Raw genomic sequence first — 25962 nt, 5'->3', positions numbered from 1 at the left:
CGCATAAGGAATAGGAAAGAGTTCCATTTTCTCCTCAACGCGTAAAATGCTCTTGGTCTTTAGACCTGATTCCATCGATAAGGAGGTTTGCGATCCATGCCAACAACCAAAACGCTGCCGCTGCTGCTCGCCCTGCTCCTGCTGGCATTATCGGCATGCTCGAAGCAGGAAGACGGCAGCCCAGACCAGCGCAGCAATCCGACTCCTCCGATCTCGCTAGCGGCCCGGAAGCAGGAGGCGGGCAAAATCGATCCTGCGCTCATCTCCGCTCACAACCGCCTGGGACTGCAGCTCCACCGCGAACTGGCCGGGCAGGCCGAAGCCGGAGACAATGTCCTTCTCTCCCCCTACAGCATCTGGACGGCCTTGTCCATGGCATACAACGGCAGCGCCGGCACGACGGCACGCGAAATGGCTGCCGTCTTCGGGCTGAAGGACATGCCGCTTAGCGAAATGAACGAGGGGAACGCGATTTTGGCCAGACTGCTGGAAGGGGAAGATTCCGGCGTCCGGCTGAACATCGCCAATGCCATCTGGCATCAGCAGGGCGTTCCGTTCAAGGATTCTTTTATTCAGGCGGGCAGGGAGAGCTTTGGGGCCGAGATCCAGGAGGTTGATTTCGCTTCCGACAAGTCCGTGAAGACGATCAACCGCTGGATCAGCAAGGAAACCGAGGGCAAAATCGCAAAAATGCTGGAGCAGCCGCTGTCGCCAACGACCATCGCGGTGCTGGCCAACGCGATTTATTTTAATGGAGCATGGACCGATCCGTTCAATCCGAAATACACCAAAGACGAACCGTTCACGCTGGCCGACGGCAGCGTTCGGACGCTTCCAATGATGCATACCGCCAATATGCTGCCGTATAAGGAAACCCCCGATTGGCAGGCCGTCCGCCTTCCTTACGGAGACGGCCGCATGGATATGCTGGTTATCCTTCCCGCCGTCGGCTCTTCACTGAACCCATTGGAGGAGCAGCTCTGGACGGATCCCTCTCCGTGGCAGCAGCCCTTTGATGAGGCATCTGTGCAGCTTGGACTGCCCCGGTTCAAGGCTGAGCACGGCCGCGATTTGAAAGATCCGCTCATCCGGCTCGGCATGAAGCAGGCCTTTCAGCCGGATAGGGCCGACTTTTCCCATATGGCCGACATTCGCCCGCTGTTCCTGTCCACGGTTCTGCACCGGATGGTGCTGGACGTCAACGAAAAGGGAACCGAGGCTGCTGCGGCTACGGTCATCGGGGCCGAGTCCGGCTCGATGCCGGTAAAAGTCCACGAAATGACGGTGAACCGTCCGTTCTTCCTGGCGATCGAGGACACACAGACCCGCGCCTGGTTGTTTATCGGTTCGGTGAACGATCCCGAATGACCGGCTCGCACACAGACAAAAAAGCCAACCCCTTCCTGAAACGGCTAGGGTTGGCTTTTAATCATTCGGCAATCTGTTTACCTAATGAAAAATTAACGGGTTCAACAATATGAGGCGACTTGCGTTCCTGAGTGCCGTGAAACCCGATAGAGATTCGGCAGGCTAAGACAACGCCTGCAGTGTTACGCCTTCGGGCAGGACCGCCAGCACTTGCTCCCGTACGGGCGTACTGCCCGCTAGCTCCTCGCCCAGGATGGCGACGATGCCCCGGTCCTCGCGGGTTCGGATCAGCCGGCCAATGCCCTGGCGGAGTCGAAGCAGCATATACGGCATGTCCACCTCTTCAAACGGAGCTGGCGATTCTTTGCGCTTGGCCGTAAACACCGGATCATGCGGCGGGAACGGCAGCGACCAGACGATCACGTTCGAGAGCGCCGGTCCGGGCACGTCCAGTCCCTCCCACAGGCTGACCGCGCACAGCACGCTCGTCTCCTCGCGCTGGAAGGCGGAGATCAGATGACTGATCTCCTGATCCCCTTCGAAGTAGAACGGAACGTCGGGCACCTGAACCGCGCCCGCGGCAAGCTCCTGCTTAAACCGCCGCAGCTCCTCCCTGCCGTTAAACAGGATCAGCGCGCGGCCCCCGGACTCGCGAAGAAGGCGGGCAGCGGCTTCCAGCTTGCCGTTAAAATCGGCCGTCGACCGGGAGTCGGCCGGGGTCAGCACCTTCATCTGATCCGCGTAATCATACGGGGACGGCACGGAGAAGGAGAGGAAGCTGCCGATGCCCAGGCTGTCCGCGACATAGCCAAAGGATCCCTGAACCGACAAGGTGGCTGAGGAGAACACGATCGGCATCTTCGAGCCGAATACCTGCTCCTGCAGCACCTCCTTGACCGTTCTCGGCATGATAGACAGCGTGAGCCCGTCCGGTCCGTCGACGGCCCAGCAGATCAACGCCTCGGACCGCTCGAACAGATGGAGCGCCTTCTGCATCATCTCCAGATGCTCCTCTACAATCCGGAGCTCATACTCGTTCAGCGTGTACAGCTCGCTCTCAAACACGAGCTCCTCCTCGATTGAGGTGAGGAGCGAACGGAACCGGTGCACCTCGGCGAGCAGCGCGCCGTCCAGCACGATTTCCTTCCGGTCGGAGCCGGCCACATTGCGGCTTTGCCGGCCGAAGGCCGCGAACATCGCTTCGCTTTGCACGATCGCCTCGTCGATCAGCACCGCCAGCGATTCGCGGATCTCACCCTGAAGCAGCCGTGTGATAAGTTCCTCGAACACGACATGCTTCATTTTGTAGCTGAGGGCCTTCATGGCGGCCGATTCGAGCAGATGCCCTTCGTCGAAGACGACGGCACAGTGCTCCGGCAGCAGGGGCAGCTGCCCCTCCCGCTTCCGGCCCTCATAAGTCCATACATGCTCCATGTAATAATCATGCGAGCAGATGATCAGGTCCGCCGCCTGGCGGTAATGATCCCGCGACAGCGTCTGGCCGCAGCGGTGGCGGCGGTCGCAGGTGAAGCAGTCCTGGAACGGATCCCAGTTAATCCGGCTCCATTCCTCATCGGTTAACTCCGGGTACCCCTTCCGGTCCCCGTAAGCGTGAAAGGATTGCATCGGTGCGGTGGAATACACAAAATCCGGCAGGCCGGCGGCCAAGTCGTCCCAGCGTACCCCTTCTTCGTCCCGCAGCCGGACGTCGTCCAGTTTGCGCAGGCACAGGTACTGGTCAGGCGACTTGCCCAGCCGGGCATCAATGTGAAGCCCAAGATGGCGGGCCAATTTCGCGATGTCGCCCTCCGGCTTCACCAGCTGCTCGATCAGCGATTCGTCGGCGCAGGCGATGACCGCGGGTCTGCGGGTATACCTCGCATAGCATACGGAATAGAGCAAATACACGAGCGTCTTGCCCGTTCCGACTCCCGCCTCGGCAAATATCGTTTTCTTCTCGGCAAAAGCCTTCTCCAGCTGAAAAGCCATATAAATCTGCTCGTCGCGGACTTCGAAACCCGCTTCCGGCAGCACATCATAAAACACATCGGCGACCCATTCGCCTGCTTGCTGGACGAAAGGCCGCTTTGGATCATACGTAAAAGGATACCGCTTCACGTCTTTTGGTTCCCTCCAAGCTACTCATAAATACAGCCGTCCCCACTTTCGGGAAGGCGAACAACCCATTATCACATGCTCCCTCCCGAATTACAATGGGGGGTCAAAAAATAAAGCCGCCCCCTTCGGACCCATACATCCGGGGGACGGCCAGTTTTCTTTGATTCAGGCAAGCAAGATCGTTCCATGTCTTATGACGCACGTCATCTGCAGCAGAACTCGATTTTCTATTATAGCGGTCGGCTTCGAGCGGCTCTCGCCATCACGGCTCCTGGGAGTCGCCCGCTGCAACCGCCGGCGGGGGTTCGGGCCCGTAAAGTCCCGAGCGCACCCGAAACCAGCGGTACAAATGGGATACGACGACCTTCAGCACGGCATATCCCGGCACCGCAAGCAGAATGCCAACGATGCCAAACAAGTTGCCGCTCGTCAGAATGACGAAAATAATCGTGATCGGATGAATTTTCAGCGTCTTGCCCATAATTTGCGGAGAAATGAACTTCCCTTCGATGAGCTGGACGACAGTCCAGACGATGATCATCTTGAGCAGCATGATCGGCGAGGTAACGACCGCAACGATGAGCGCTGGCGTAATGGCGATCGCCGGTCCCAGATACGGGACAACGCTGGTGCATGCCGCGATGATAGCCAGAATGAGCGAATACTTTAAGCCGATTATGATATACCCGGCAAACAGCAGCAGCCCGATACAGCAGCTGACGATGATCTGCCCGCGGATATAGGAGCTGATCTGATGGTTCATTTCATTCATGACCCGCGAGGTTTCCCCGCGCAGCCGCGTCGGCACAAAGTTTAAAATGTAACCCGGCAGCCGTTTACCGTCCTTCAGCAGGTAAAACAGAATGAACGGCAGTGTCACCACGGCCAGCACGACCTCGATCAGGCCGCCCACGAATCCGCCAAGCCCCGTCCAGGTGCGGTTCAGAAATTCCGAACCTTTCTCCGAGACGGTCTTCATCAGCTCCTGCGGATCGAACGACACGGTTTCCTGCAGCTTGCTGACCAGATTGCTCCCCATCAGCTCCTCGACCTTGATTCGGGCGACCTCGGCGTAGCTTGGGAAATTGTTCACCAAATCCATAATCTGCTCCCGGATGACCGGGATGACCAGTGTCACGAGCGCGGCAAGCATGCCGATAATGAAGACGTACAGCAGCAGAATAGTGTGCAGTCGCTTCACCTTCCGCTTTTCCATAAAGTCCACAATCGGGTTGAGCAAATAATATGCAATTCCGGCGAGAATGATCGGCAGCACGACGGTTTTAACCAGGACGATCAGCGGCTCGAACACGAATGAAATTTTGGTGAGGACCAGAATGTTCAGTCCCAGGAGCAGCAGCACCAGCATAAACAATACAAATCTGTTATTTAGTAAAAACCGCTTAAAACGGCTTGCCCAATTCACCGGATTGTCCATATTTATTCCTCGCTCATCTTGATCTTCTTGATTTCGATGCGGCAGTAGCGGTTATGATCCCGCTCCAGCAGGGTAAAGGCCGTTCCTTCGTACACAAACGTCTCGCCTTCGGCCATTTCGCTGATCTGGCTGTACAGCCAGCCGCCGATCGTATCCCATTCTTTTGTATCCAGATCCATATAAAAATAATCATTGATCATTGAAATCGATACTTTGCCGTCCACGATCAAATGATGCTCGCCGATCTCCTGGACGTCTTCAACTTCGTCCTTGTCAAACTCGTCGCGAATTTCGCCGACGATCTCTTCAATAATGTCCTCAATCGTAACAAGACCGGAGGTCCCGCCGTATTCATCGATCAGGATCGCCATATGCGTCGCTTCCTTCTGCATCCGCTGCAGCAGCACATTGACCGGCGTCACTTCGGATACCGCCATCACCGGATGGATCAGGCTCGCCACATCCAGTTCTTCGTTTTCTTCATAAGCCAGGAAAAATTGCTTTGTATTAATGATGCCGATGACATTATCCTTGCTTCCGTCGATGAGCGGGAACCTGGAGTATTGCTGTTCTTTAATAATTTTCATATTTTCAGACCGCGACTTGTCTTTGTCCAAACAGATCATGTCCGTCCGCGGTACCATAATTTCCTTCGCCAGCATGTTGTCAAACGCGAAAATCCGGCTGACATAACCAAATTCGTTATCGTTGATTTTTCCACTCTCGTGGCTCTCACTCAGAATAATCTGCAGCTCCTCCTCGGAGTGGGCTTCCTCATGCTCGGAAGCGGGCTTTACGCCGAACAAACGGACCAGCTGGTTCGCCGATCCATTCAGCAGCCAAATGAACGGGTACATGATTCTGTTAAACCAGATAATGGGTGTCGCCGTCAGCAGGGCAACGGTCTCCGCTTTGCGGATTGCCACTGTTTTTGGCGCCAATTCGCCAATGACGACGTGCAGGTACGTAATGACCGTAAAGGCAATCAGCAGGGACAGAAAATGACCTAACGCTTCGGGCATATGCCACTTCTCAAACACCGGGGTAAGAATCTTCTCCACGGTCGGCTCCCCCAGGAAACCAAGACAGAGTGATGTAATCGTAATCCCGAGCTGGCACGCGGACAAATATCCGTCCAGATTGTCGATAACCTTCTTCACAGCCTTTGCGCCCTTGCGCCCTTCGGCGATCAGCTGATCGACCCGGCTTCCCCGCACACGAATCACGGCAAACTCCACCGCAACGAAAAAGGCCGACAAACCGATCAGTAATGCAACCAAAACCAAATTTAACACATACCTGTCACTTTCCACTTCTACATCTTCTCCTTATAAAGTAGTCTCGATGATTCCATCCGGCATCCCGCAGGAAGCTTCGCCTTCTGCCGTTAAGGCAACAAACGGGGCAGAACTTAAGCCCTCCCATTCATTTACCATGTGGCGGCCCGCTGAAACAGGTCCATCGCAAAATACTGGATAACTAGGTAATACGCAGAAGCCCGGGTTCAGGTTTCAAGCGACTTCTAAAAAACCATTCCATCGGCTAAGCAAAGCGAACGGTTCCGGGCCTTGTATTAAGAAGGAGGACCCCCATGCAGCTGACATAGCTGACACCTTACTTGTCGGATCAGGACCTATTGCCATAGAGCTAACGATCTGGACTATCAAAAAGAAAAAAGGCTTCAGCCATCACGGGGCTCCCCGTGTACCGAAGCCTTTCCCGCCCTGTAAGCGGACGCCCCTAACGGCGCGCACGAAGCGTTCATCCATATCCCTTGTTGGACAGGCCTCTCTCAGCACCCGTTGTTAAGTATTCTGTTCACGCTGCTTGACCGCAGCGTTGAAACCCCAGGTTCCCTTCAACCCGGAAGGCTGACCGGGAATGGGCCGATACAGCGTGCAAGTCCGGCCTGCTTACTGTTCCTCAGCGTGCTTTTTGATTTTGGTGACCAAATTATCCACGAGCTGCTGCATAATTTGCTGGGCCATCGGGTCGGTCAGCGCACCGGAGTCGTCAAATTTGGTATGCGATTGCGGGAGCAAAAATTCCGGCCGGTTCACCGCATCCATGTTAAGCGCAAACAGCAGCGAGCGTATGCCGACTTGGGCTCTGCCCGTACCGCCCATGCCCGGCGTGGCGCCCATAAGCGCTACCGGCTTCAGGGCCAGCGGCGTTTGGAGGGCCGGTCTTGAAGCCCAATCCAGCGCATTCTTCAACGCGCCTGACAGCTGCCCGTTATATTCCGGCGAGCTGATTAAAAAGCCACTCCCCGAATGCAATAGCTCGGCAAACTGCTTCACCGCTTCCGGCAGTTCACTTTCCAAATCCTGATTATATAAAGGAAGTGCGGAAATATCGGCAAGCGTGAAACGAAAATCCTCCGGCAGAAGCGCTGCCGCGTTATGGAGCAGCTGTGTATTGTGGGAATGCTTGCGGAGACTTCCGGAAATCCCCACGATATGAAAACGTTCAGACATGATCGATTTCTCCTTTTTATCGTAAGTATAGAAGCAAGGGATAGGGCAGCACGCTCCGTGCCCGAAAAGGGCCCTAGGTTCATGATACGACAGAATTCGACGGGTGAACATCAAATTTTTCCAAAAAAGAGGGAACCCGGCCTCTTCAATCAAGAAGGATTCCGGGTTCCCGTTTGGGGATGGATTCGATGATTGCCGATCAGTGGCTGATCATCAGCGACGGATCCGGCCGGCTTCCATCCGCGGTATCCGCAGCGGCCGGCTTCGGTCTCCGCAGAATGAGGCACAGCACCACGCCGACGATCGCAAAGCAGGAGGCCAGGAAGAACACATCGTCAAAACCCTGCACAGCCGCGTTCAGCGGGTTGCCTCCATGGCTGGCGTGAGCGGTGGTGCGGCTGATCAGGTAGCCTGACATGCCGGCGACCGCAAAGGACACGACGACCTGCTGGGCAGCGGCGGTCAAGGGCGTTACCCGGTTCACCAGCTTGCGCGGTGCGGCGTTCAGCACGTGAGTATTGAGCGGCATCATCGACAAGCCCATGCCGAAGCCGAGCATGAAGAGCAGCGGCATGATCGTCCACAATGACGTGTCGGCCGTAATATGCGACAGGCTGAACAGCGCGGCCGAAATGAGGAGAAGGCCGATAATCGCCACCGGACGGGCGCCGTATTTATCGAAGAACTTGCCGCCGATCGGCATGCCGATCCCGGAAGCCAGCGCCTGCGGCAGCAGGATGAAGCCGGTCTCCAGCGGCGTAAACTGGCGGATCTGCTGCAGGTACAGCGGAACGAACAGCATCGAGCCGAACAAGGCCGCCTGCATGATCCAGGATAGAATGATGCCCCGGGTAAAATCCGAGGAACCGAAGACGCGCAGCTCCAGCAGGGGGTTCTTCTGCCGAAGCTCCACGGCGATAAAAATCAGCAATGCAGCCCCGCCGACGATGAGTCCGGTCAATGCGCCGGCCGAGGACCAGCTCACGCTGCCTCCCTCATTGACGCCGTAAGCCAGCATGGCGAAGGCGATCGGGGCCAGAATCATGCCGATCAAATCGAGGTGCGGAGTCTGCTGCCGATCCGCTGTCGGCAGAAACTTAACGGCCAGGATGACGCCGACGATGCCGATCGGCACGTTGATCAGGAAGATCCAGTGCCAGTTCACATACTCCACCAGCCAGCCCGACAGAATGGGGCCGAGCGCCGGAGCGAGAAGCATCGGAATGCCGAGCAGCCCCATGATCGAGCCGCGGCGCTCGGGAGGAGCAAGCTTAAAGACTAGCGCCATGCCGATCGGCGCGACCATGCCCCCGCCGAGCCCCTGGATGACGCGGTAAATAATCAGCTGGGTCGACCGACGTCTGTGCCATGGAGCAGAGCGCCGATCCGATGACAAACATAATAATGGTAGCCAGAAAAACCTGCTTGGAGCCAAAACGGTCGGTCATCCAGCCCGCCAGCGGAATGACGGCTGATAGAGCCAATGTATAGCCGGTAATCGCCCATTGAATGGTCTTCAGGTCGGTGTGAAAGTAGCTCACCAGGTTTGGCACCGCCACGTTGACCACCGTGCTGTCCAGAATAACCATGATCATGCCGACGATAATGGCCAGCATGGGCGGAATGATTTTTTTCAGCGAGAATGGGACTTCTGCAGCGGGACTGCCCGCCAAGGTTTTAGACATAGATCTCTCCACTCATTTCTATATATAGTCTGGTTCTCCCGTTCCACTCTAGCTGTATTGGTGAAAATAATGCTCAAACAACGTGTCGATCTGCTCCTCAAGCGGTGCGATATGGATGGCGGGTGCCATGTCCTCGTCGCCTTCGGCCAGGAAGGACTTCATGATGACCGGGAAAAAGATCGCCCCGTACAGCTGCATCAGCATCTTCCGGATGTTATCGTCGTCTTCCTCCCCGGTGATTTCCCGGACCGTCCCGATCAGCCGTTGGGTCTTCATCACCTTGCAGTAATGCGAATACTCATGCTGCGATTCGAAAATAACGCGGGTCTGATCGATCATCTGTCTCACCAGTCCCGGATATTCCTGCAGATGGCGGACGTAGCGGTAAAAGAACTGCTTCAGTCTTTCTTTCGCCGGCATCGTTTCGTCTTCCAGCGCGCTAAACACATCTTCAAACGTCAGCACCAGGGAACGGATCGCCTGGGTGATCAGTTTCTCCTTCGAGCCGAAGTGATAGTTGACCAGCGCCAGGTTGGTGTCCGCCTTGGCCGCGATCCGGCGCAGCGTGGCACACTCGATGCCTTCATCCCGAATCAGCTCGACGGTGGCTTGTAAAATATCGTGTTTGGTGTCGGTTCCTGAGGTATGCCCTGTGGTGTCTTCCTTCATCGGTTCTTTCACCTGTCCTCCTCCCCTGTCATGCAGCAAATTTAAACAGCGTTTAATACGTTGTTTAATTTACTCTCGGCCGCCCTCCTTTGTCAATATTTATCTGTAAATAAATACATAAGGTTGCTTCGGGCGAATCTCACGCACATATAAAAAGCCCTGCAGCATGATGCTGCAGGGCCTCCGGCGTTCACTATTTCATCGCGCGATGGCTCTATTAAGTGGTTGCGTTACTGGCAGTGGATCACGATATCCAGCGGATAACGGCCGGCATTCCGGCCGTACAGCGCGATCCCGCCTTCGCCGGCCTGAAGCTCCAGCCGGAACTGGCGGCTTCCGTTCAGGCGCGACGCGATCCGGCTCGGCACTTCCACTTTGCATAAATAGCCGTAAGAACCGGCTTCCTCCAGCTTGTTATGCGCCGGCTGGTAATGCCAGGACAGCACCCCGCGTGCATCCGCAGGATCATCCGGCAGGACGATCGAGGCAACCTCCTCGCCGTCAATCAAGACGCGCACCCGCGACTCATGCTTACGTTCCCCGGTCATAGGGTACGAGTTCGGGTTGTACTCGGGATCCGAAAGGGCACCGTGCATAAAGTGGATGCCGGACTCCAGCTCCCTCGCCCCTTCCTTGTTCCGGACGAGCAGATGCTTGGAGCTTGCTTCGAACAGAATTTCCATCCGCCCGATCAAAGGCTGTTCCTTCGTATCCGGCAGGGAGATGTCGTAGGCAAAAGCCCCTTCCTCTCCGCCGCTTACCTTATGGTTCTGGATGGCATTCCACTGATAGGCAAAGGTCTGCTCGGCGAAATCTGCGACCGGAACGCTCAGCGTCCGCCCCTGAACCCCGTACACGCCCTCACTTTGATCGCTCCGGACATCAAACGTGGTGAAGTTCCGGGTGATGACGTTTCCTGCAGCGTCCACAAGCCGTACGGAGAACACAGCCACAGCGTCGGCCGCGGGCATCTGCACCTGAACCGGATCCAGCGGGGCTACGCCGTAACCGTCCCATGCGGCGGCTGCACTACCGCGGTCATGGACGATCCGGGTCCCGAGCCGGTCATAGGCCAGTTCCCATTCCAGACGCAGCTGCTGGCCGTGGTAGCGGTTATCGTAGCTGGAGCGCAGCAGGGACACGGTCTGGACCGAACCCGCATCGACCGTCGCGCACGGTGGCGCGTCAATGACCACGAAGTCGGCCGTATGCAGATCCGACAGCGACATACCCGGCACGATGCCGTCGTAGCCGAAATCTTTATCCGTTCCGTCGAGCCGATAGTAGCCGTTGAACTCGTTCGTCACGTCCCGCAGCTCCGTGAACACGAAGCCGCACATTTTGTCATGACGTCGGAACTCGTTCAGCATGAAATGATAATGCCAGGCCAGATCGCTGTCTCCCGTGCCGCCTTCCACGCCCCAGACGTTGCCGCATTCGCTGTTCATCAGCGGAGCATCGGTCTGGACGTTGCCGCCGATGTAGTTGGCAGCAGAGCCGGGATAGGTCTGCTCTACGACTTCAGTGACATGGGCCCGCAGCTGGTCGTAGCCGTTAATATAAAAGTGCCAGGTGTTGATATCCGTTTCGACATGGTCCCGGTTGCATGGCGAGTTATCCTCGACGATGCGGGTAGGATCCAGGCGCTTGGCCCACTGGTAAATGCCCCGTACCCATTCCTGCGTGTCCGGCAAATAGTTGCTTTCCCGGTTCCCGTCACCGGTCAGACCCGCGCTCTTGGGATCCGTCTTCAGCCCCCAGGTTTCATTGAACATAACCCAGGAGAATACGGAAGGGTGGTTGTAATCCCTTTCAATCGTCTCCAGCGCTTCGCTTTCATAGGCCGACCGCGCCTGTTCATCCGGGTTGCCCCAGAAGCAAGGCATGTCTTCCATGACCAGCACGCCGAGCTTGTCGGCCCAATACAGCTTCCGCGGCTCCTCCGGCTTGATATGGATACGGACAAAATTAAGGCCGATCCGCTTCAGCATGTAAATTTCGTGGCGCATATCCTCATCGGACGGGAACGTAAAATACCCGGTCTCGTGATAGGACTGGTCCAGCGTCCCGTTTAAATAGATCGGCTTGCCGTTCAGTGTAATCCAGCGGTATCCCCGCTCCCCGAACCGGGCCGTACCGATTTCGCGGATGCCGAAGTATGTACGGACGTGGTCCTGCCCGAAGCTTCCGCCCAGGCGGATCTCCCCTTCGTACAGCTCCGGCGAATCCGGGCTCCACAGCCGCGGATTCTCCACCCGGAAGGACGTCTCGATCCGGTTCTCTCCCGCTTCAAGGCGAATCGTCTGCCGATGACGCACCGATCCTCCGTCAAAATCGAACTCCAGCTCGGCCTCCTGCGCCACTGCGGATACGATGGCGGACTGAACGCGGATGGTCCCGTCGATCGCGGTATGGAACTTGCTTCTCTGAATGTAGCTCTGCGGCCGCGCTTCCAGCCATACCGGCTGCCAAATGCCGCGGCTCTCTCCATACCCCTGCTTGCCGCGTGCCTGAACATCCAGATCGTTGTCCTCTGCGCGGATGACGATCGTATTGTCCGCTTCCGTGCTCCACAGCCCGGTCACATCGAACTCAAACGTGCCGTATCCTCCCTGATGTGACCCTGCCGGGCTGCCGTTTACCCAGACGTCGCAGCGATAATCGACCGCGCCGAACCGCAGAAACACGCGGTCGCCCGGGTTCGCAGGGGCCCAGGCCACGGTACGGCGGTACCAGCCGGTTCCTTTCCGGTCCTGGCCGATGCCGGATAACGGGCTGGCCCAAGAGAACGGAACCGTAATGGTTAAATCGTACGCCGTCTCCGCGGTGAGGTGGGGCGAGGCCTCCGATCCTTCGTTATCAGCGCCAAACCGGAAGGACCATTCCCCGTTTAAGTTCAGCCAATCGGTCCGCTCCCAGTCGGGACGGGGGAACTCCGGCCGTGGAATATCGGTGTGGACCTGGTTCAGGATGGTGTGCGTCAATATGAACACAACCTTTCATGGATTGGATTTGCCCCCATTGTAGCATTGATATATAATTATGACAATGTGTATTATGTTTTTACAATATAACAAAATCATTGTAAACTATTGGTTATGAAAACATGATGAAAATGAAAAGAAAAGGAACTGGCCTATGAGCGAATTCAAACAGGAATTGATCCACTTCCCTGCATCCCGCATGATCGATGTGGCCAAGGCGCTGTCCAGCGATGTCCGGGTGCGTATCCTGGAAGCGCTCGGCGAGAAGCCGATGAGCGTCAGCCAGCTGGCCGACGCGCTTGGCGTCGCGCAGCCGACGGTGTCGATCAACGTGCAGATTTTGGAGCAGGCCGAGCTCGTCGAGTCGCGGACGGGAGCCGGCCGCGAGAAAATCTGCTCCGTCAGCTACCGCTCGATCCTGCTCGAGCTGCCTTCCCGACCCGGAGACGGGCTGAACCGGACGGAGGAGATCCACATGCCGATCGGCATGTTCTCCCACTGCTCGGTTCAACCGCCCTGCGGGCTGGCCGCCCGGGACGGATCCGGCATCGGTTCGCCGGACGATCCCCGGGCCTTCTACATGCCCGAGCGGACGGAAGCCGCGCTGCTGTGGTTCTCGGGCAGCGGCTATTTGGAGTATTACTTTGCCAACCCGCTGCCTCCCGGCGTGGAGCTCGACGAGCTGTGCTTCCGTGCAGAGCTGTGTTCGGAGGCCCCGGGCTTCCAGCAAGACTGGCCCTCGGACATTACGGTATCGATCAATGACTGCCCGATAGGCACCTGGACCAGTCCCGGCGACTTCGGCGACCGGAAGGGCCGGTTCAGTCCGGACCGCTGGAGGGGCAATACCGAATACGGCCTGCTGACCGAATGGCGGGTGAACGGCAACGGCAGCACGGTGAACGGCAAGCCTTCCGAGGGAACGACCATCGAGCGGCTGAAGCTTGCCTTCAACCAGCCCGTCCGCGTCCGGCTGGAAGTTCGCGAGGATGCCGTTAACCGCCGCGGGCTGAACCTGTTTGGTTCGGGCTTTGGGGACCATCCGCAGGATATCGTGCTGTCCTTCGTGCGGCGGATCGAGCGCGAGGAGTAAGCATCCCCGCGTTAAGCCCGTTTCGGCTCTGAAGAAGAACGCCTGACGGGTCATTCGCCGAAAATAAATGCAGCCGCCCATGCTCAAATGGATCTTGTAAAAACAGATTCGGGAATTCAAGCCAAAAAGCCTGCAGCAATTGCACTATGCAATGCTGCGGGCTTCTTTTGTTGTACCTTTTATGCCAATGGCTTATCACACCCACAGGCTTCTGCGATCTTAATTTATCGACCTTTCCGCCAACTTGACGGTGTCGTCTAGAGGTAGCAGGGTTTTGTATTCCGCGGCCTCATTCTTTTTCCAGAACCGTCAGCACGGCGGACTGCACGTCCTGCGCATGCCGGCCGATCTGGATTTCAAATTCGCCGTGCGAGCACTCCTCCCCGAACAGGATCGGGATGCCAAGGCGTGAGTGCTCGATCGCGTTGATTGTCTCCGCACCTTCCCTTGGCGAGAGTCCCGTTGCCAGCATCACTTCCGTCCACGGGTCGGCGCGCAGCACGCCGTACAGTGAACCGATGCCGCCGCGTTCGGCTGCCTCTTTGAACGCTTCATCCAGCGCAACGCCGCTTCCCTCCCGCCGGTACGTTTTCCAGCCGAACAGCTGCACGAGCTGCCCGACCTTTTCCTCCAGCGTCATAAGGCTGAGCAGATGCTCTGCTCTCGCTTCGCTGCTTAAAGTAGAATCTTGGTAACTCATGGATTTCCCTCCGTAAACCTTGAACCCTCTGCTCCATACCAAAGTCTCGGACAGTCATGAGCGCTCGCTTGGTCCGGATAGATAAACGACGGATCGCAGACAACAGCGCCTCATAGTGGGTGATGGGGTCAAGTTACCTCGATCCCATCTAAAATGACAATTAGCCAACCCCCGGCCTCGCGGCCGGGATATGTTGGCTCCTTGCACTTAGGTATGAATCGGCTTATTTGCCGGTGTTCCACTGGTCGTATGCGGCTTGGTACAGTTCCACGATGCGGTCGGATCCCATCTTTTTCACCTGTGCCTCGTACTTATCCCAGTTGGAGAGCGGCTCCTGTCCGGTAATGAATTTCGCTTCCATCTGCTGTACGTAGGTATCGAGGTCGGACATCAAGGCGGACGCTTCGCTCTGCTGTTCGTTCGTCAGATAGACGTTCGGGAACGGCGATTTGCCGATCGGTGTCAGCTTCTCTGCATTCTCCTTGTCGATCCAGTCGTCGAACTCGGATCTGAGGCCTTTGGTCACTTCCGGATCGTTGACGCCAGGCGTCAGGATGCCAAAGTTCGGCGTAATTTTGCCGCGGTATTCTTCGCGGTCGCCGCCGCCCGGTACAGGCAGCCATTCTTTGACATGGTTTTCCTTGTCCTTGTACTTCCACAGTACGCCTTCCGGTCCTTGGTTAAACAGCGTCGAACCTTCGTAGCTGTACAGATAGTCGATCCAGCGCATCGTCGCTTCCGGTGCCGGGTCCTTGCTCGTGATCGCAAACGTGCCGTTGGCCGACATGCCCGGATGCTTGCCGTAAACCGGCGTTCCTGCAATTTCGCTGGCAACCGGCGTCATGAGCGGGTTATCCGAGCTTGGCTCGCCGCCCAGCGTGAAGTAAGGGAAGTAGTCGTTAAACACGCCGATCTGGTTGTTTTGCCCTTTGGCTTTTTTCTGATCCGCGGTCTGCGAGAACGTCTCGTGATCCAGCAAATCTTCCTTCCACAGCTTGTTCATGAAGGTCAGGTAACCCTTGTAGCCTTCCTCTTGAGGGGAGTAGTGTACTTTGCCGTCCTTGTCTGCATAAATCTTCTCGTCGTACATGCCCCAGAATCCGAAGAAATACATCCGCAAATCATCCAATTTAACCGAAGTCAGCGGAATTTCGTCCTTTTTGCCGTTGCCGTTCGGATCCTCATCCTTAAAACGTTTCAGCAGCGTATACAGCTCGTCGGTCGTCTTCGGCAGCTCGGTTACGTTCAGCGCCTTCAGGAACTTGCCGTTATACCACATCGGGCTGCGGTACCATACGGCGGCCGTATCGATAAACGGCAGGGCATACATGTGTCCGTCGGGCGTCGTAAACGACTTGCGAACATCCGGGTGCTCGTCGAGGATTTTCTTGATGTTCGGCGCATAGCCTTCATCGATGTACTTTTCGAGCGGAATCAGGACGCCCTGGGTTCCGTACGTCACCTGCTCCGACGGCTTCAAGTCGGCCGCATACAGCATATCCGGCAGGTCGCCGCTGGCGAACATCAGATTCTTCTTCGTTTCAAAGCTGTCGATCGGCGAAAGCTGGTATTCCAAATGGATACCCGACAATTTCTCCATCTCCTGCAGCACGGGCATTTTGTTCCAATCGGCCACGCCCGCGTCCTGGGACATCACTTTCAGCGTGAGCGGCTTGTCGACGATCGGAAAGCCTTCCTTCTTTACTCCCTCCGCGGTCGCCGAACTTTCGGATGATGCGGATCCGCTTCCTCCGTCTCCCTTAGATGATCCGCAGGCTGCAAGCAGGCTGGCGGAGATCGTCAGGCAGAGCAGAATGGATGATGCTTTGCGAAGATTTTTCATGACAACAACTCCCCTTTTAAAGTTATTGATCTATGGCAAGATCAGCCCTTAACCGAACCGATCATGACACCTTGCACAAAATAACGCTGAAGGAACGGGTAAATGACAATAACCGGAATGGTGGCGACGATAATCACGGAATACTTCACCAGGGCGGCGATTTCCGCCTTGTTGTTCATCGCGGCCGCCGTGGAGGCGTCGATCGCCCCTCCGCCCTGCGCCGCCATCTCCTGCAGCACCAGAATCTGGCGCAGCACCAGCTGCAGCGGGTATTTCGCCGAGTCGTTCAGGTAAATGAGCGCCGAGAAGTAGCTGTTCCAGTTGCCCACCCCGTAGAACAGGGCCATCACCGCGATGATCGGCATCGACAGCGGCAGGATGATCTTCACGAACAGCCGCATGTTCGTACATCCGTCGATCTGCGCCGCTTCCTGCAGCTCCTTCGGAATCGAGCTCTGGAAGAACGTCCGCGAGACGATGATGTTCCAGATCGACGCGGCCGACGGAATGACGATCGCCCACATCGTGTTGACCATGCCCAGCTGCTTCACCAGGAGGTACGTCGGCACCAGGCCGCCGCCGAAGAACATCGTGACCATGAACATGCCCATAAAGAAGTTGCGGCCGACAAAGTCTTTGCGGCTCAGCGCATACGCCGCCGGCAGCGTGACGAGCAGGTTAATCGCGGTTCCGACCACGGTGTACAGAATCGTGTTGCCGTACCCCGTCCAGATGCTCGTGTTCTCGAACACCCGCTTGTAGCCGTCAAACGTAATGCCTTTCGGCCACAGCCACATCTCCCCGGACCCGACCGCTTTCGGGTCGCTGATGGAGGCGCTGACCATGTACACCAGCGGGTAGAACACGATCAGAAACGCCAGAAACACATACAGGTAATTGAAGGCGAGAAAGACTTTATCCCGCCGGGTTTCTCTCACTCCGGATAACATCGAAGCTCCTCCTCTCTACCACAAACTGTTCTCGCTCGTACGGCGGACGACCTGATTGACGACGATGAGCAATACCGCATTGATGACCGAGTTGAACAGGCCGATGGCGGTCGAGAAGCTGTACTGCGCATCCACCAGACCCGAGCGGTAGACGAAGGTGGAAATAACGTCCGACGAGCTCATGTTGAGCGGGTTTTGCAGCAGCAGGATTTTCTCAAAGCCGACCCCGAGCAGGCTGCCCATATTCAAGATGAGCAGGATGGTCATCGTCGGCACCAGCACCGGGATGTTAATGTGCCGTACGCGCTGGAAGCGCGAAGCCCCGTCGATAATCGCCGCCTCATGCAGCCCCGGATCGACGCCCGAGAGCGCGGCGAGATAGATGATCGTGCCCCAGCCGGCGCTCTGCCACACGTCCGAGAAGACGTACATCGTCTTAAACCAGCGCGGGTCGGTGAGGAAGTCCGGTGATTTCAGGCCAAGTCCCTCGATCATGTGGGTGACGATCCCCGTCGACGGCGAGAGGAACGTGATAATCATCCCCGCCATAACGACCATGGAAATAAAGTGCGGCGCGTACGTGACCGTCTGGGACAGCTTCTTGAAGAAGCCGTTTCGGACCTCGTTGAAGGCCAGCGCCAGAATGATCGGGATCGGAAACCCGATGGCCAGCGAGTACAAGCTGATGCTCAGCGTGTTCCAGAGCAGATCCCAAAAGTAGTAGGAATGAAAGAAGCGGACGAAGTGGTCGAAGCCGACCCACGGGCTTCCCGTGATTCCTTTTGTCGGAATGAAGTTCTTGAACGCGATCTGGATGCCGTACATCGGCCCGTAACAGAAAATAAGAAAGTAGAAAAAGGCCGGCGCAATAAACAGGTACAGCTCCCAGTTCATCATGATGCGCTTCCATAAGCTTTTGTTGGTCTTCTTTCTCGGCATCACAGCCGGACGACCAGCGATGGCAGCTTTTGTATCATGCATCGTATCACTCCTTTTCTGGTAGGTTCTTTGTTGCCTTTATCTCTCCGTGATGGCGGATGTTAAAGCCCGAAAAAGGCGGGTGAACAAGGTTTGTGATCTAAACGTATTCGATAGGTAAATCCTTCGTAAATATGTCATTTTCCACATGAGCCTGAAATTCGGGGCAAAACCCGTACGAACAAGAAGAAAATCGACCGGTTTGGGTCCAAGGAATATGTTGTTTTTGCATCGCTTTCGGGTGAATTCGGCAATACATTACGTGGTAATGATAATTTTATTTACATTAAATGTATGATATATTACCTAATTGAGTAAGAAACTTGGGTGAGCTTCTTCTTTTGAACCGTCTGACGGGATGTGTCCAGACAGCTGACTTGCGTTGTTCTCCCTTTTACTAAGGAACGGAAGTTTCGGCTGACCAGCATCTAAGCGATAGCCCTTCCTCGTCATGGTCGTTAAACCAGGCAAGCAGCTTAGCGCCCTCATTTCCAACTGGAGCTAGGGAGATCCTCCGATCGGTTCCGAGGGTTCCGTCGATGAAGAAGCATCCCTCTTCAACGTCCCTCTTCAATGGAACCCCCATCTTCGCAGAAACATCCATCTTCGCTCGCAGAAGCTCCATTTTCAATGCATCCATCTTTGGGCCGCTCCTCCACCCAATGCCCTTTTTCCTGGCCACGGGGTTTCCTGCCCGTTCCTCCGCATCGCGCTACAGTTGCGGGTGATAACGCTTACACTAAACATATCGGAGCCCCCGGCATGCGTAAATATGTCGTTTTCGTCCCCTCCTCAAATTGGCTTGAAATCCGGCTCCGGTGGTTGCGTTGACTTGTGATACAGGGGCCGAATATGTCATTTTTGATGATTTGGATAGCCTTTATGGTGTATATATCAAAAATGACAATTCCCGCACGAGCCCTTATGGGGCGTGGTTTTGCGGCAGATCAAAAATAACATGTATGCGTTTACATAAAATTGGCCGGCATAACCGGACAATAATGGCTCTAGGTCATTCTCCATTCCACTTTTTCGCATGCTGCAGCCCGCAGATCATCATTGCCGGCTGCACTTCGGTCAGGACCTGTGGTCATATCAAACATCCTTAACGCTCCTTCGAAAGTTATTTGCGCACACCAAAAAGCCGCCTCCATCAGGATTTAACCTGATAAGGCGGCTCTACCCGTTGCCGCGGGATTCATCAATAATCGAACCACTCGTGCTTCTGTCCGTCCTTGTCGGCATACTCCACACGAATGGCCTTAACCTGAAGGATCACATAATCCGGATCATCCGGTCCGGAGAAATCCTTACTGAACTCCTCCCTCCAGATCTGCCGGCGGAGGGCCTCCTCCGTGTTCACGGTTAACTTGCCGTCGATCTCCACCGCTTCCCGGGAGTCGTTCTCCTCATGCCCCACCAGCAGCGACACCGGCGTCTTGCTTTCCAGGTCCCAGATTAGGCTTTTCCGGTCCGCGACAAGATAGATGCTCAGTCCTTTGTTGTACTTCGGCATCCGGCGCAGCCGCGGCTTCTGATTCTCCACTGTCGCTACGGCGGCGTATTCGTGGTGATCCAGAATTTTAGCAACCTCATGCTCCATGGCGAATTTGGCTTCCATTGAATAATCACACCCCCTTCTCATCTGACAAAATCGACAAAGGGGCCCTGAGCCCCTCGTTCATTGAAAATCGTTGAAATCAGCCAAGGTAGGATTCAAGCATCCATACATGCTTATCCAGGTCCGCCTGCATCGCGATCAGCATATCGGCGGTTGGGTGGTCACCGGCGCTTTCCGCCAAGTTGATGGTCTCATGCAGTTCCTTGCTTACCGCCGAGAAGTCATGGATGAGCGACTGCACCATGCCGCGCGCGTCCTCTTTTCCTGTAGCTTCCTCAATCGTGGCGATGTCCAGGTACTCTTTTAATGTAGCAGACGGTCTGCCCTTGATCGCCAGGAGGCGTTCGGCGATTTCGTCCGTTTTTTGCGTAACGTCGTTGTACAGTTCCTCGAATTTCGCATGCAGCGTAAAGAACTGTTCCCCTTTTACATACCAGTGATAGTTATGAATTTTCACGTAAAGAATGCTGAAGTTCGCCACCTGCTGGTTCAATGCCTGTTCCAATGTTAATGTCGTTGTGTTTGTCATCATTTATCCCATCCTTTTTTATCAGTCAGTGAAGGCCTTCGGCAAGCCTTTCGGTTCGTAAGCTTTTGTCTCTAACTGAATTGTACACAATTTAGTTACAGTAAATCAATATGCCATTTCTATCATTTTCATCCCACCCCGGCATGGGTACGATTTCACCCCCCTTCTACTGCCGCCCTTCGATTTTGATACCGTTGGACAATATGAACCCAGAGGCAAAGCAGCGGAAGATAGACGTACAACAGGACCAGTCCGGCCCAGGTTACCACGGAATCCAGCTTGTCGATCGTCTTGGGGCCTTGTAATACGGCAATAATGACAAACGACATTCCGCATGTGAACCATACCAGCGGCTTGGATCTCAGTGGGGTGGCCTGTCTCAAAATCCTCGTTCCTGCCCACATCGCCATGCATACCGGCGGCAGAATCACGACAAACCAATTGAACACGTACACGTAATCGAACCGGTCGATGAACGGGAGCCGGGCGACTTTCGATAGGATCAGCGTCGGCCAGATCGTATGCTCCAGCTGCTGAACATTAAAGAACGCCAATGTTACTATAGCCACGATCAAGTAGAGTACGGTGGAATGGGCTACGGCGATATGAGCCCACTTCCGGGACTTTTCTTGATGCTTGATAAAGGGATACAGCAGAAGCAGAAACTCCACCCCGTAAAATAAATTGAGCGAATGGAACGCCGACTGGGCATATTCACGCGGCGTATGATTCAGCAGCGGCAGGAGATTCGTCCAATGGGCGTACTGTATCGGAAAATAAATCGACACCAGGAGCAGGGTGGGAATGACGACACAGAAAAAGCAGATTCCGGTGATCACCCGCAGCCCCCCGGTTACGATGTACACGGCGGTCAGCAAAATGAGCAGGCATACGAACCAGAGCGGCGTCGTGGGAAACGCCCAAATATGGATGACCTCCATGTAAGACCGGATTTGATAGACGATAAACAACAGCATATAACCGTAGAGCAGGAGATTCAATGCTCCTCCCAGCCATTTGCCGAACAACTGCCGATGCAGGTGGAGAATATCGCCTCCGTCCGCATGCTTCATGATCGCATATATGATCCATACGACCGCGTGCAAGCTCAGACCGACGAGCAGTAAGGACAACCATGAATCCTGCTGAGCCCCCTTAATGTTCCGGCTTTGAAAGTTCAGCATGGCAATGCCCGTCTGCGTTCCGTGAATCATAAACCACAAGAGATAGGGGGATACGGTTAAGCTTTCCTTGATCTGTCTGGGCATCTTCGATCACCTGTCCTTGTCATTCTCCGATTCCCGATTTGGTCAGTTGAAGATTGATAGCGATATCGAACGCCGTTTTTGGATACATCCTTTCGTAAAATTCCTTCTCGTCCCAATCCCGGGTATACGCCCTGACCAAATCTCCTGCGCCCAGCGGATCCACGCCGCTGTCCCTCAGCTTGACGAGCAGCGACATCATGCGGTCCCGCATCTGCTTTTCCAGCTGGCGGTCTACCTCGCGGTCATTGAAGTCCTTGCGCAAGTCCATCCATCTCGGATATTCCTTCACCATCCCGATGATCGCGAGCTGGAATTGAATATGCAAGCCATTTGCTCTCATGACCGCATGCTTGGACTCCCTTCCATAGCTCACCGAAAAAAGGGCGGTTCCTTCCTGCCCGTGCTTTTTCAGGGTAAACGGAATTTCCCCGCGCATGGAATATCCCTGAAGAAGCTTATAGTAGAACATTTCCTCCGGATTCAAGGTCAGCTTTAACCGGTCCCCCTTAAAAATGCCATAACCCGATACCTGCAATCTGCCTGCACCGTTTAACCGGATGATCGGAAGCGAAACATCCCTTCCCGCACAATGATAATCAAACAACATCATCGAGAGGTTGGATCTCGGTATATTCCCCGATTTCATATTCTGCTCAATGAGATGGTACGGCAGCTCCCCGCTGCCCTGCCCGGCGATAATCTTGGCCAGGGACGCGACCGGCTCCTCCGATACGGCCACCGTCAAATAATTGCTGATCAGCGGGTTGCGGCAGATCGAATTGATGAAATACGAAAGGCCGCGCTCCGCGAGCTCCCGGCTGAACAGGAGCAGCCGCAGCTTCTCGATTTTGACCGGCTGGGCCGACTGGCCGTTCATTTCGTTCAGAATCAGCTGGGTCTGCTTCGCCCGCCCCTCCAGCACGCCGACTTTCCCTCGCTGCGTAAAATCGCTGTAGATCGCGGTCCCGACATACCCCGGCGGGTTATCGTCAAATCCGAGTACCGTGACCATACGGATATTATTGACCATCCGGTCGTTGCCGCATCCCGCGAGCACCAAAACGATACCGAAAGTCCCCAGCCACCTTGTGAGGCTATTCATGCTCAATATCCTCCTTGTCTTCACTCGGGGTATACCGCTTGGAATCCAGAGGCCTTAGGTAAATGTTCCGGTTGGTGATATACCGGTACGATCGCCGAACGAAGCTGTCGCCGAAATTGCCCGTCCGCAGCGGGAACAGCGGCAGCAAGTACGGGATTCCGAGGGATTTGAGCCGCAGCAGATGCCCAAGCAGCAAAAAGAACCCGGCCACGATCCCCATCCCTCCCCATAGGCCGGCCAGCAGGATCAGCGGGAAACGCAGGAGGCGGATGGTGTTGGCCATTTTAAATATCGGGGTCGTAAACGAGGCAAGCGCCGACAGCGCCACAATGATCAGCAGAATGCTGCTCGTCAAGGCGGCTTCCACCGTCGCCTGCCCGATGACAATCCCACCTACGATGCCGAGCGTCTGGCCGATTTTGGTCGGCAGCCGGGCTCCGGCTTCCCGCAACAGCTCGATCGTCACTTCCAGGAAGAGTGCCTCCAGCACAGGAGGAAGCGGGACATGGGTTCGGGACATGATCAACGGCTCCAGTATATTTTCCGGAATGACCTCGAAATGATACGTTAATACGGCGACATAGACAGGCGTGACAAAAATGGAGAAAATAACGCTCAGAATGCGGACGATGCGAAAGAAAGACCCGATAACCCAAGGCAAATAATAGTCCTCCGGCGATAGGAAAAAGTCCAAAAACGTGGAAGGGCCTGTAAAGACGTAGGGCGATCCATCCGCAAACACCGCGACCTGCCCGGAAGTAATGGCGTAAGCCACCCGGTCCACCCTTTCCGTCGACAGAAAAAGCGGGAACGGTGAGTTGGTATGGTCGGATATAATCTGATCGAGAATCGATGTGTCGAATACGACCTCGAAGTCGATCTTTCCAAGCCGCTGTTTCATCGTTTCGATATGCTGCGGATTCGTCACCCCGTCAAGGTAAGCGATCATGACCTTCGTATTGGACAGGCTCCCGATCGAAACCTCCTCGATCACCAGCTTCGTAACGGCGATTTGCTGTCTCAGCAAATGGACGTTGACATGAATATTTTCCACAAAGCCGATTTTGGGCCCCACGACGCTGAATTCATTTTCGGTCTCGTTGCTTTGGCGGTGTCCCCGTTCGGTATGGTTGATATTAACGATCAAAAAAGCCGGCTCTTCCGGCGCGATCTGGAGGATCACATACCCCTTGACCAGCTTGGACTCGACTTCTGACGTATCCTCGGTAATTTCCGCCTCATCAAACGGGATGCAGTTCTGAATGTCCGCCAGCCGACGAATGTCATCAAAATGCTGCTGGATTTCGGCGATAAGATAACGGTTGATCTTCTCCGCATCCACAAGAGAAGAATAGTAGCTGATCCGGATCCGGCCGTCCTCCGCGGAGGGCGAAAACTGCCGGAAATCGCTGGACTTGGCGGCTTGCTCCAATATATCACGGAGGGTCTTGGGTGCATCAGGCTTCATGTCGATTTCCTTTCCTGTGAGAAATGAGCATAGATCCCATTATGATCGGCGCCCGGTCAAAACATACCTGATTTCCCGGATGCAGCTAACAGAGTAAAAACGAAAAGAATCCCCAAGGAAAGCCGGCAGTCCGTATCTTGAGCCAATCTGCAGCATGCATCCGCAAGGTGCAAACGAAAAAACCGGTACTCATGATGTACCGGTCATTTTTAACGCTTTCGTTAGGATCTTTTACTTCATCCCACAGCTCATTCCTCAGGAACTCTCGGCTTATTTACGTCATCGGGAATCCGCTCATCGAAAACGTCCTGACCCGGGTAATCCCGGATATGGCCTTCGTGCAGCTCATGATTCTCGTAGTCGAAACGGCCGGTGCTGCGCTGGTCCACCCGCCATGGCGTGCTTTTCCCCAACTCTTCAGCATTGACCGGTGAACCGAAAGGTCCATCCGGGAACTCCTCAACGGCCAGATCGTTACGCTGCGACTCCACGGTCGACAGGTCCGTCGAAAGGGCCCGCTTCTCATCCTTCATTTCTTGACTCATGGGCGACTCCTCCCTGCGTTTTCGGCTCCATGTCGCTGATATCATTGGATCCGATCATTCTCCTTATTATGGATGGAAAAGAGCAAAGTATTCTGGTGGAAATCGTTGACAAACAAAAAGACGCGCAACGTGATTCCATTAATGAAATACATCGAGCAGCGGCAACAAACAGGAGAAATCATAAACAAGGACCCGGCAGTCATCGTCGGTATGATGCGGGCAGCCATGTTGATCGAGGTCCATAAACAAGAATTTGAAGAAAACCTTTATACCGAAATTGAAGACATGATGTTTCATGCTGTTGCCAGTGCTTTGACGAATCTGCCTGTATCCATAAAGGAGTGATCGAAATGGAATTCCATCAGCTCTTAGACTGGGCTTTCCAAAGACACTTGAATCCGTTAAGTTGGTATATCCGGCCCATTTTTTTAATTGTATTGGCTTTCTTCGCGTATAAACGAAACTGGAAAGGTATGTTCATCACCTTTTTACTTATGATGAGCAGCATGGTTTGGTTTCCTGCGCCGAGAACGATCAATCCACAGATGGAGGCTGTATTGGATTATGAAAAAATGCTATTGAGTGATCCGGGTTCGGCCGTGTTCACGCTGGCATTTATGATGGCTTTTATCGTATCCATGGGCGTTGCTTTCTGGAAACATTCATTTAAAATAGGCCTGGTTATCCTTAATGTGACCCTCATTGGAAAGGTCGTATTATCGCTGATATTGACCGGAGAAAATGGAGGGGCTCCCATTGGCAACACCCTTTTCGGACTGCTGTTAGTCAATGGGATCGGCTTGTTACTGTTACGACTGCAGCACAAACAAAGATTGACGAGCATTCGTTAGTCATCCAAGAAGCCTTCAACGATCCAGCGGTGCGCTATCTACTATAGTGTTCCGCTGTTTTTTATTGTCTTTTCTTCCAAATGAACTCCGGCAAATCGAAAATGCTGCCCAGACCTTCAACTGCCCCATCGCCGCTCACCCCCTTCCTCTAAAAAAATATTTCAAAAATTTCCTCCAGATATATTGTCTTCCGCAAATCCGCGTGTTAATATATCGACAAATGAACAAATTGTGAACATAAACGAGCAAATATTGTACAAATCATACTCATTTAT

Annotated in this window: 20 protein-coding genes and 2 pseudogenes; 4 read left to right on the top strand and 18 right to left on the bottom strand. The window is 54.8% G+C overall.

Annotated elements, in window-relative coordinates:
• Positions 1-96 precede the first annotated feature (96 nt).
• The gene (locus tag FHS19_RS24985; RefSeq protein ID WP_183584470.1) at positions 97-1368 is read left to right on the top strand and encodes a serpin family protein; all 1272 of its coding nucleotides are present in this window, start codon (positions 97-99) and stop codon (positions 1366-1368) included.
• 162 nt (positions 1369-1530) lie between these two features.
• Here FHS19_RS24985 and FHS19_RS24980 read toward each other — a convergent pair whose 3' ends face one another.
• From FHS19_RS24980 to FHS19_RS24950, 7 genes and pseudogenes are all read right to left on the bottom strand, one after another.
• Positions 1531-3486 carry an ATP-dependent DNA helicase gene (locus FHS19_RS24980; protein ID WP_183584469.1) on the bottom strand — a complete coding sequence of 652 codons (1956 nt, stop codon included), beginning with the start codon at positions 3484-3486 and terminating at the stop codon, positions 1531-1533.
• A gap of 262 nt (positions 3487-3748) precedes the next feature.
• The gene (locus FHS19_RS24975) at positions 3749-4924 is read right to left on the bottom strand and encodes an AI-2E family transporter (protein WP_183584468.1); all 1176 of its coding nucleotides are present in this window, start codon (positions 4922-4924) and stop codon (positions 3749-3751) included.
• A 2-nt stretch (positions 4925-4926) separates the two neighbouring features.
• Positions 4927-6237, bottom strand: coding sequence for a hemolysin family protein (locus tag FHS19_RS24970; protein ID WP_183584467.1), 1311 nt, complete (start codon positions 6235-6237; stop codon positions 4927-4929).
• A 600-nt stretch (positions 6238-6837) separates the two neighbouring features.
• Entirely contained in the window at positions 6838-7401 is a 564-nt protein-coding gene (locus FHS19_RS24965) for an NADPH-dependent FMN reductase (RefSeq protein ID WP_183584466.1), read from the bottom strand.
• A gap of 199 nt (positions 7402-7600) precedes the next feature.
• Positions 7601-9086, bottom strand: a pseudogene (locus FHS19_RS24960) (DHA2 family efflux MFS transporter permease subunit).
• 48 nt (positions 9087-9134) lie between these two features.
• Positions 9135-9767, bottom strand: coding sequence for a TetR/AcrR family transcriptional regulator (locus FHS19_RS24955; protein WP_183584465.1), 633 nt, complete (start codon positions 9765-9767; stop codon positions 9135-9137).
• Between the two features lie 218 nt (positions 9768-9985).
• Complete coding sequence (locus tag FHS19_RS24950; protein ID WP_376771958.1) at positions 9986-12748, bottom strand: glycoside hydrolase family 2 protein; 2763 nt, start codon at positions 12746-12748, stop codon at positions 9986-9988.
• Positions 12749-12893: 145 nt separating this feature from the next.
• Here FHS19_RS24950 and FHS19_RS24945 point away from each other — a divergent pair, with 145 nt between their 5' ends.
• Positions 12894-13832, top strand: coding sequence for an ArsR/SmtB family transcription factor (locus FHS19_RS24945; protein WP_183584463.1), 939 nt, complete (start codon positions 12894-12896; stop codon positions 13830-13832).
• Positions 13833-14184: 352 nt separating this feature from the next.
• On the opposite strand, the pseudogene FHS19_RS24940 reads toward FHS19_RS24945, so the two are convergent.
• The 11 genes and pseudogenes from FHS19_RS24940 to FHS19_RS24890 form a co-directional block, all read right to left on the bottom strand.
• Positions 14185-14532 (bottom strand): annotated as a pseudogene (locus FHS19_RS24940) (beta-glucosidase); the annotation flags it as partial.
• Positions 14533-14755: 223 nt separating this feature from the next.
• Positions 14756-16375: a type 2 periplasmic-binding domain-containing protein gene (locus tag FHS19_RS24935; protein ID WP_183584461.1), complete on the bottom strand. Its 1620-nt coding sequence runs from the start codon at positions 16373-16375 to the stop codon at positions 14756-14758.
• Positions 16376-16416: 41 nt separating this feature from the next.
• Positions 16417-17325, bottom strand: coding sequence for a carbohydrate ABC transporter permease (locus FHS19_RS24930; RefSeq protein WP_076173532.1), 909 nt, complete (start codon positions 17323-17325; stop codon positions 16417-16419).
• Between the two features lie 15 nt (positions 17326-17340).
• A complete protein-coding gene (locus FHS19_RS24925; protein ID WP_246426823.1) occupies positions 17341-18264 on the bottom strand; it encodes an ABC transporter permease in 924 nt (307 codons plus the stop codon).
• A gap of 436 nt (positions 18265-18700) precedes the next feature.
• Positions 18701-18943: a hypothetical protein gene (locus FHS19_RS24920; protein WP_183584459.1), complete on the bottom strand. Its 243-nt coding sequence runs from the start codon at positions 18941-18943 to the stop codon at positions 18701-18703.
• Positions 18944-19504: 561 nt separating this feature from the next.
• Positions 19505-19924 (bottom strand): pyridoxamine 5'-phosphate oxidase family protein, encoded by a 420-nt coding sequence (locus tag FHS19_RS24915; RefSeq protein WP_183584458.1) that lies wholly within the window; start codon positions 19922-19924, stop codon positions 19505-19507.
• A 79-nt stretch (positions 19925-20003) separates the two neighbouring features.
• Positions 20004-20453: a Dps family protein gene (locus FHS19_RS24910; protein ID WP_183584604.1), complete on the bottom strand. Its 450-nt coding sequence runs from the start codon at positions 20451-20453 to the stop codon at positions 20004-20006.
• Between the two features lie 155 nt (positions 20454-20608).
• A complete protein-coding gene (locus FHS19_RS24905; RefSeq protein WP_183584457.1) occupies positions 20609-21721 on the bottom strand; it encodes a GerAB/ArcD/ProY family transporter in 1113 nt (370 codons plus the stop codon).
• Positions 21722-21740: 19 nt separating this feature from the next.
• Positions 21741-22823: a Ger(x)C family spore germination protein gene (locus tag FHS19_RS24900; protein WP_183584456.1), complete on the bottom strand. Its 1083-nt coding sequence runs from the start codon at positions 22821-22823 to the stop codon at positions 21741-21743.
• Positions 22816-24291 (bottom strand): spore germination protein, encoded by a 1476-nt coding sequence (locus tag FHS19_RS24895; protein ID WP_183584455.1) that lies wholly within the window; start codon positions 24289-24291, stop codon positions 22816-22818. Before FHS19_RS24895 ends, FHS19_RS24900 begins: the two co-directional genes overlap by 8 nt.
• A gap of 248 nt (positions 24292-24539) precedes the next feature.
• Positions 24540-24836 (bottom strand): hypothetical protein, encoded by a 297-nt coding sequence (locus FHS19_RS24890; RefSeq protein ID WP_183584454.1) that lies wholly within the window; start codon positions 24834-24836, stop codon positions 24540-24542.
• Positions 24837-24941: 105 nt separating this feature from the next.
• Here FHS19_RS24890 and FHS19_RS24885 point away from each other — a divergent pair, with 105 nt between their 5' ends.
• Both FHS19_RS24885 and FHS19_RS24880 read left to right on the top strand, forming a co-directional pair.
• Positions 24942-25181: a hypothetical protein gene (locus FHS19_RS24885; RefSeq protein ID WP_183584453.1), complete on the top strand. Its 240-nt coding sequence runs from the start codon at positions 24942-24944 to the stop codon at positions 25179-25181.
• Positions 25182-25186: 5 nt separating this feature from the next.
• The gene (locus FHS19_RS24880) at positions 25187-25687 is read left to right on the top strand and encodes a hypothetical protein (RefSeq protein ID WP_183584452.1); all 501 of its coding nucleotides are present in this window, start codon (positions 25187-25189) and stop codon (positions 25685-25687) included.
• Positions 25688-25962 lie beyond the last annotated feature (275 nt).

The sequence above is a fragment of the Paenibacillus rhizosphaerae genome, from assembly GCF_014192015.1.
Lineage (GTDB): Bacteria > Bacillota > Bacilli > Paenibacillales > Paenibacillaceae > Paenibacillus_AQ > Paenibacillus_AQ rhizosphaerae.
Note: the sequence above shows the minus strand (reverse complement) of the source record. Positions and strands in the feature narration are given on the sequence as shown.

Excerpts from the sequence above, each read along its gene's own strand:
- FHS19_RS24985 (WP_183584470.1), top strand. The coding sequence starts at position 97 with ATGCCAACAACCAAAACGCTGCCGCTGCTGCTCGCCCTGCTCCTGCTG.
- FHS19_RS24975 (WP_183584468.1), bottom strand. The coding sequence starts at position 4,924 with ATGGACAATCCGGTGAATTGGGCAAGCCGTTTTAAGCGGTTTTTACTA.
- FHS19_RS24965 (WP_183584466.1), bottom strand. The coding sequence starts at position 7,401 with ATGTCTGAACGTTTTCATATCGTGGGGATTTCCGGAAGTCTCCGCAAG.
- FHS19_RS24945 (WP_183584463.1), top strand. The coding sequence starts at position 12,894 with ATGAGCGAATTCAAACAGGAATTGATCCACTTCCCTGCATCCCGCATG.
- FHS19_RS24935 (WP_183584461.1), bottom strand. The coding sequence starts at position 16,375 with ATGAAAAATCTTCGCAAAGCATCATCCATTCTGCTCTGCCTGACGATC.
- FHS19_RS24930 (WP_076173532.1), bottom strand. The coding sequence starts at position 17,325 with ATGTTATCCGGAGTGAGAGAAACCCGGCGGGATAAAGTCTTTCTCGCC.
- FHS19_RS24925 (WP_246426823.1), bottom strand. The coding sequence starts at position 18,264 with ATGCCGAGAAAGAAGACCAACAAAAGCTTATGGAAGCGCATCATGATG.
- FHS19_RS24920 (WP_183584459.1), bottom strand. The coding sequence starts at position 18,943 with ATGGATGCATTGAAAATGGAGCTTCTGCGAGCGAAGATGGATGTTTCT.
- FHS19_RS24915 (WP_183584458.1), bottom strand. The coding sequence starts at position 19,924 with ATGGAAGCCAAATTCGCCATGGAGCATGAGGTTGCTAAAATTCTGGAT.
- FHS19_RS24910 (WP_183584604.1), bottom strand. The coding sequence starts at position 20,453 with ATGACAAACACAACGACATTAACATTGGAACAGGCATTGAACCAGCAG.
- FHS19_RS24905 (WP_183584457.1), bottom strand. The coding sequence starts at position 21,721 with ATGCCCAGACAGATCAAGGAAAGCTTAACCGTATCCCCCTATCTCTTG.
- FHS19_RS24900 (WP_183584456.1), bottom strand. The coding sequence starts at position 22,823 with ATGAATAGCCTCACAAGGTGGCTGGGGACTTTCGGTATCGTTTTGGTG.
- FHS19_RS24895 (WP_183584455.1), bottom strand. The coding sequence starts at position 24,291 with ATGAAGCCTGATGCACCCAAGACCCTCCGTGATATATTGGAGCAAGCC.
- FHS19_RS24890 (WP_183584454.1), bottom strand. The coding sequence starts at position 24,836 with ATGAGTCAAGAAATGAAGGATGAGAAGCGGGCCCTTTCGACGGACCTG.
- FHS19_RS24880 (WP_183584452.1), top strand. The coding sequence starts at position 25,187 with ATGGAATTCCATCAGCTCTTAGACTGGGCTTTCCAAAGACACTTGAAT.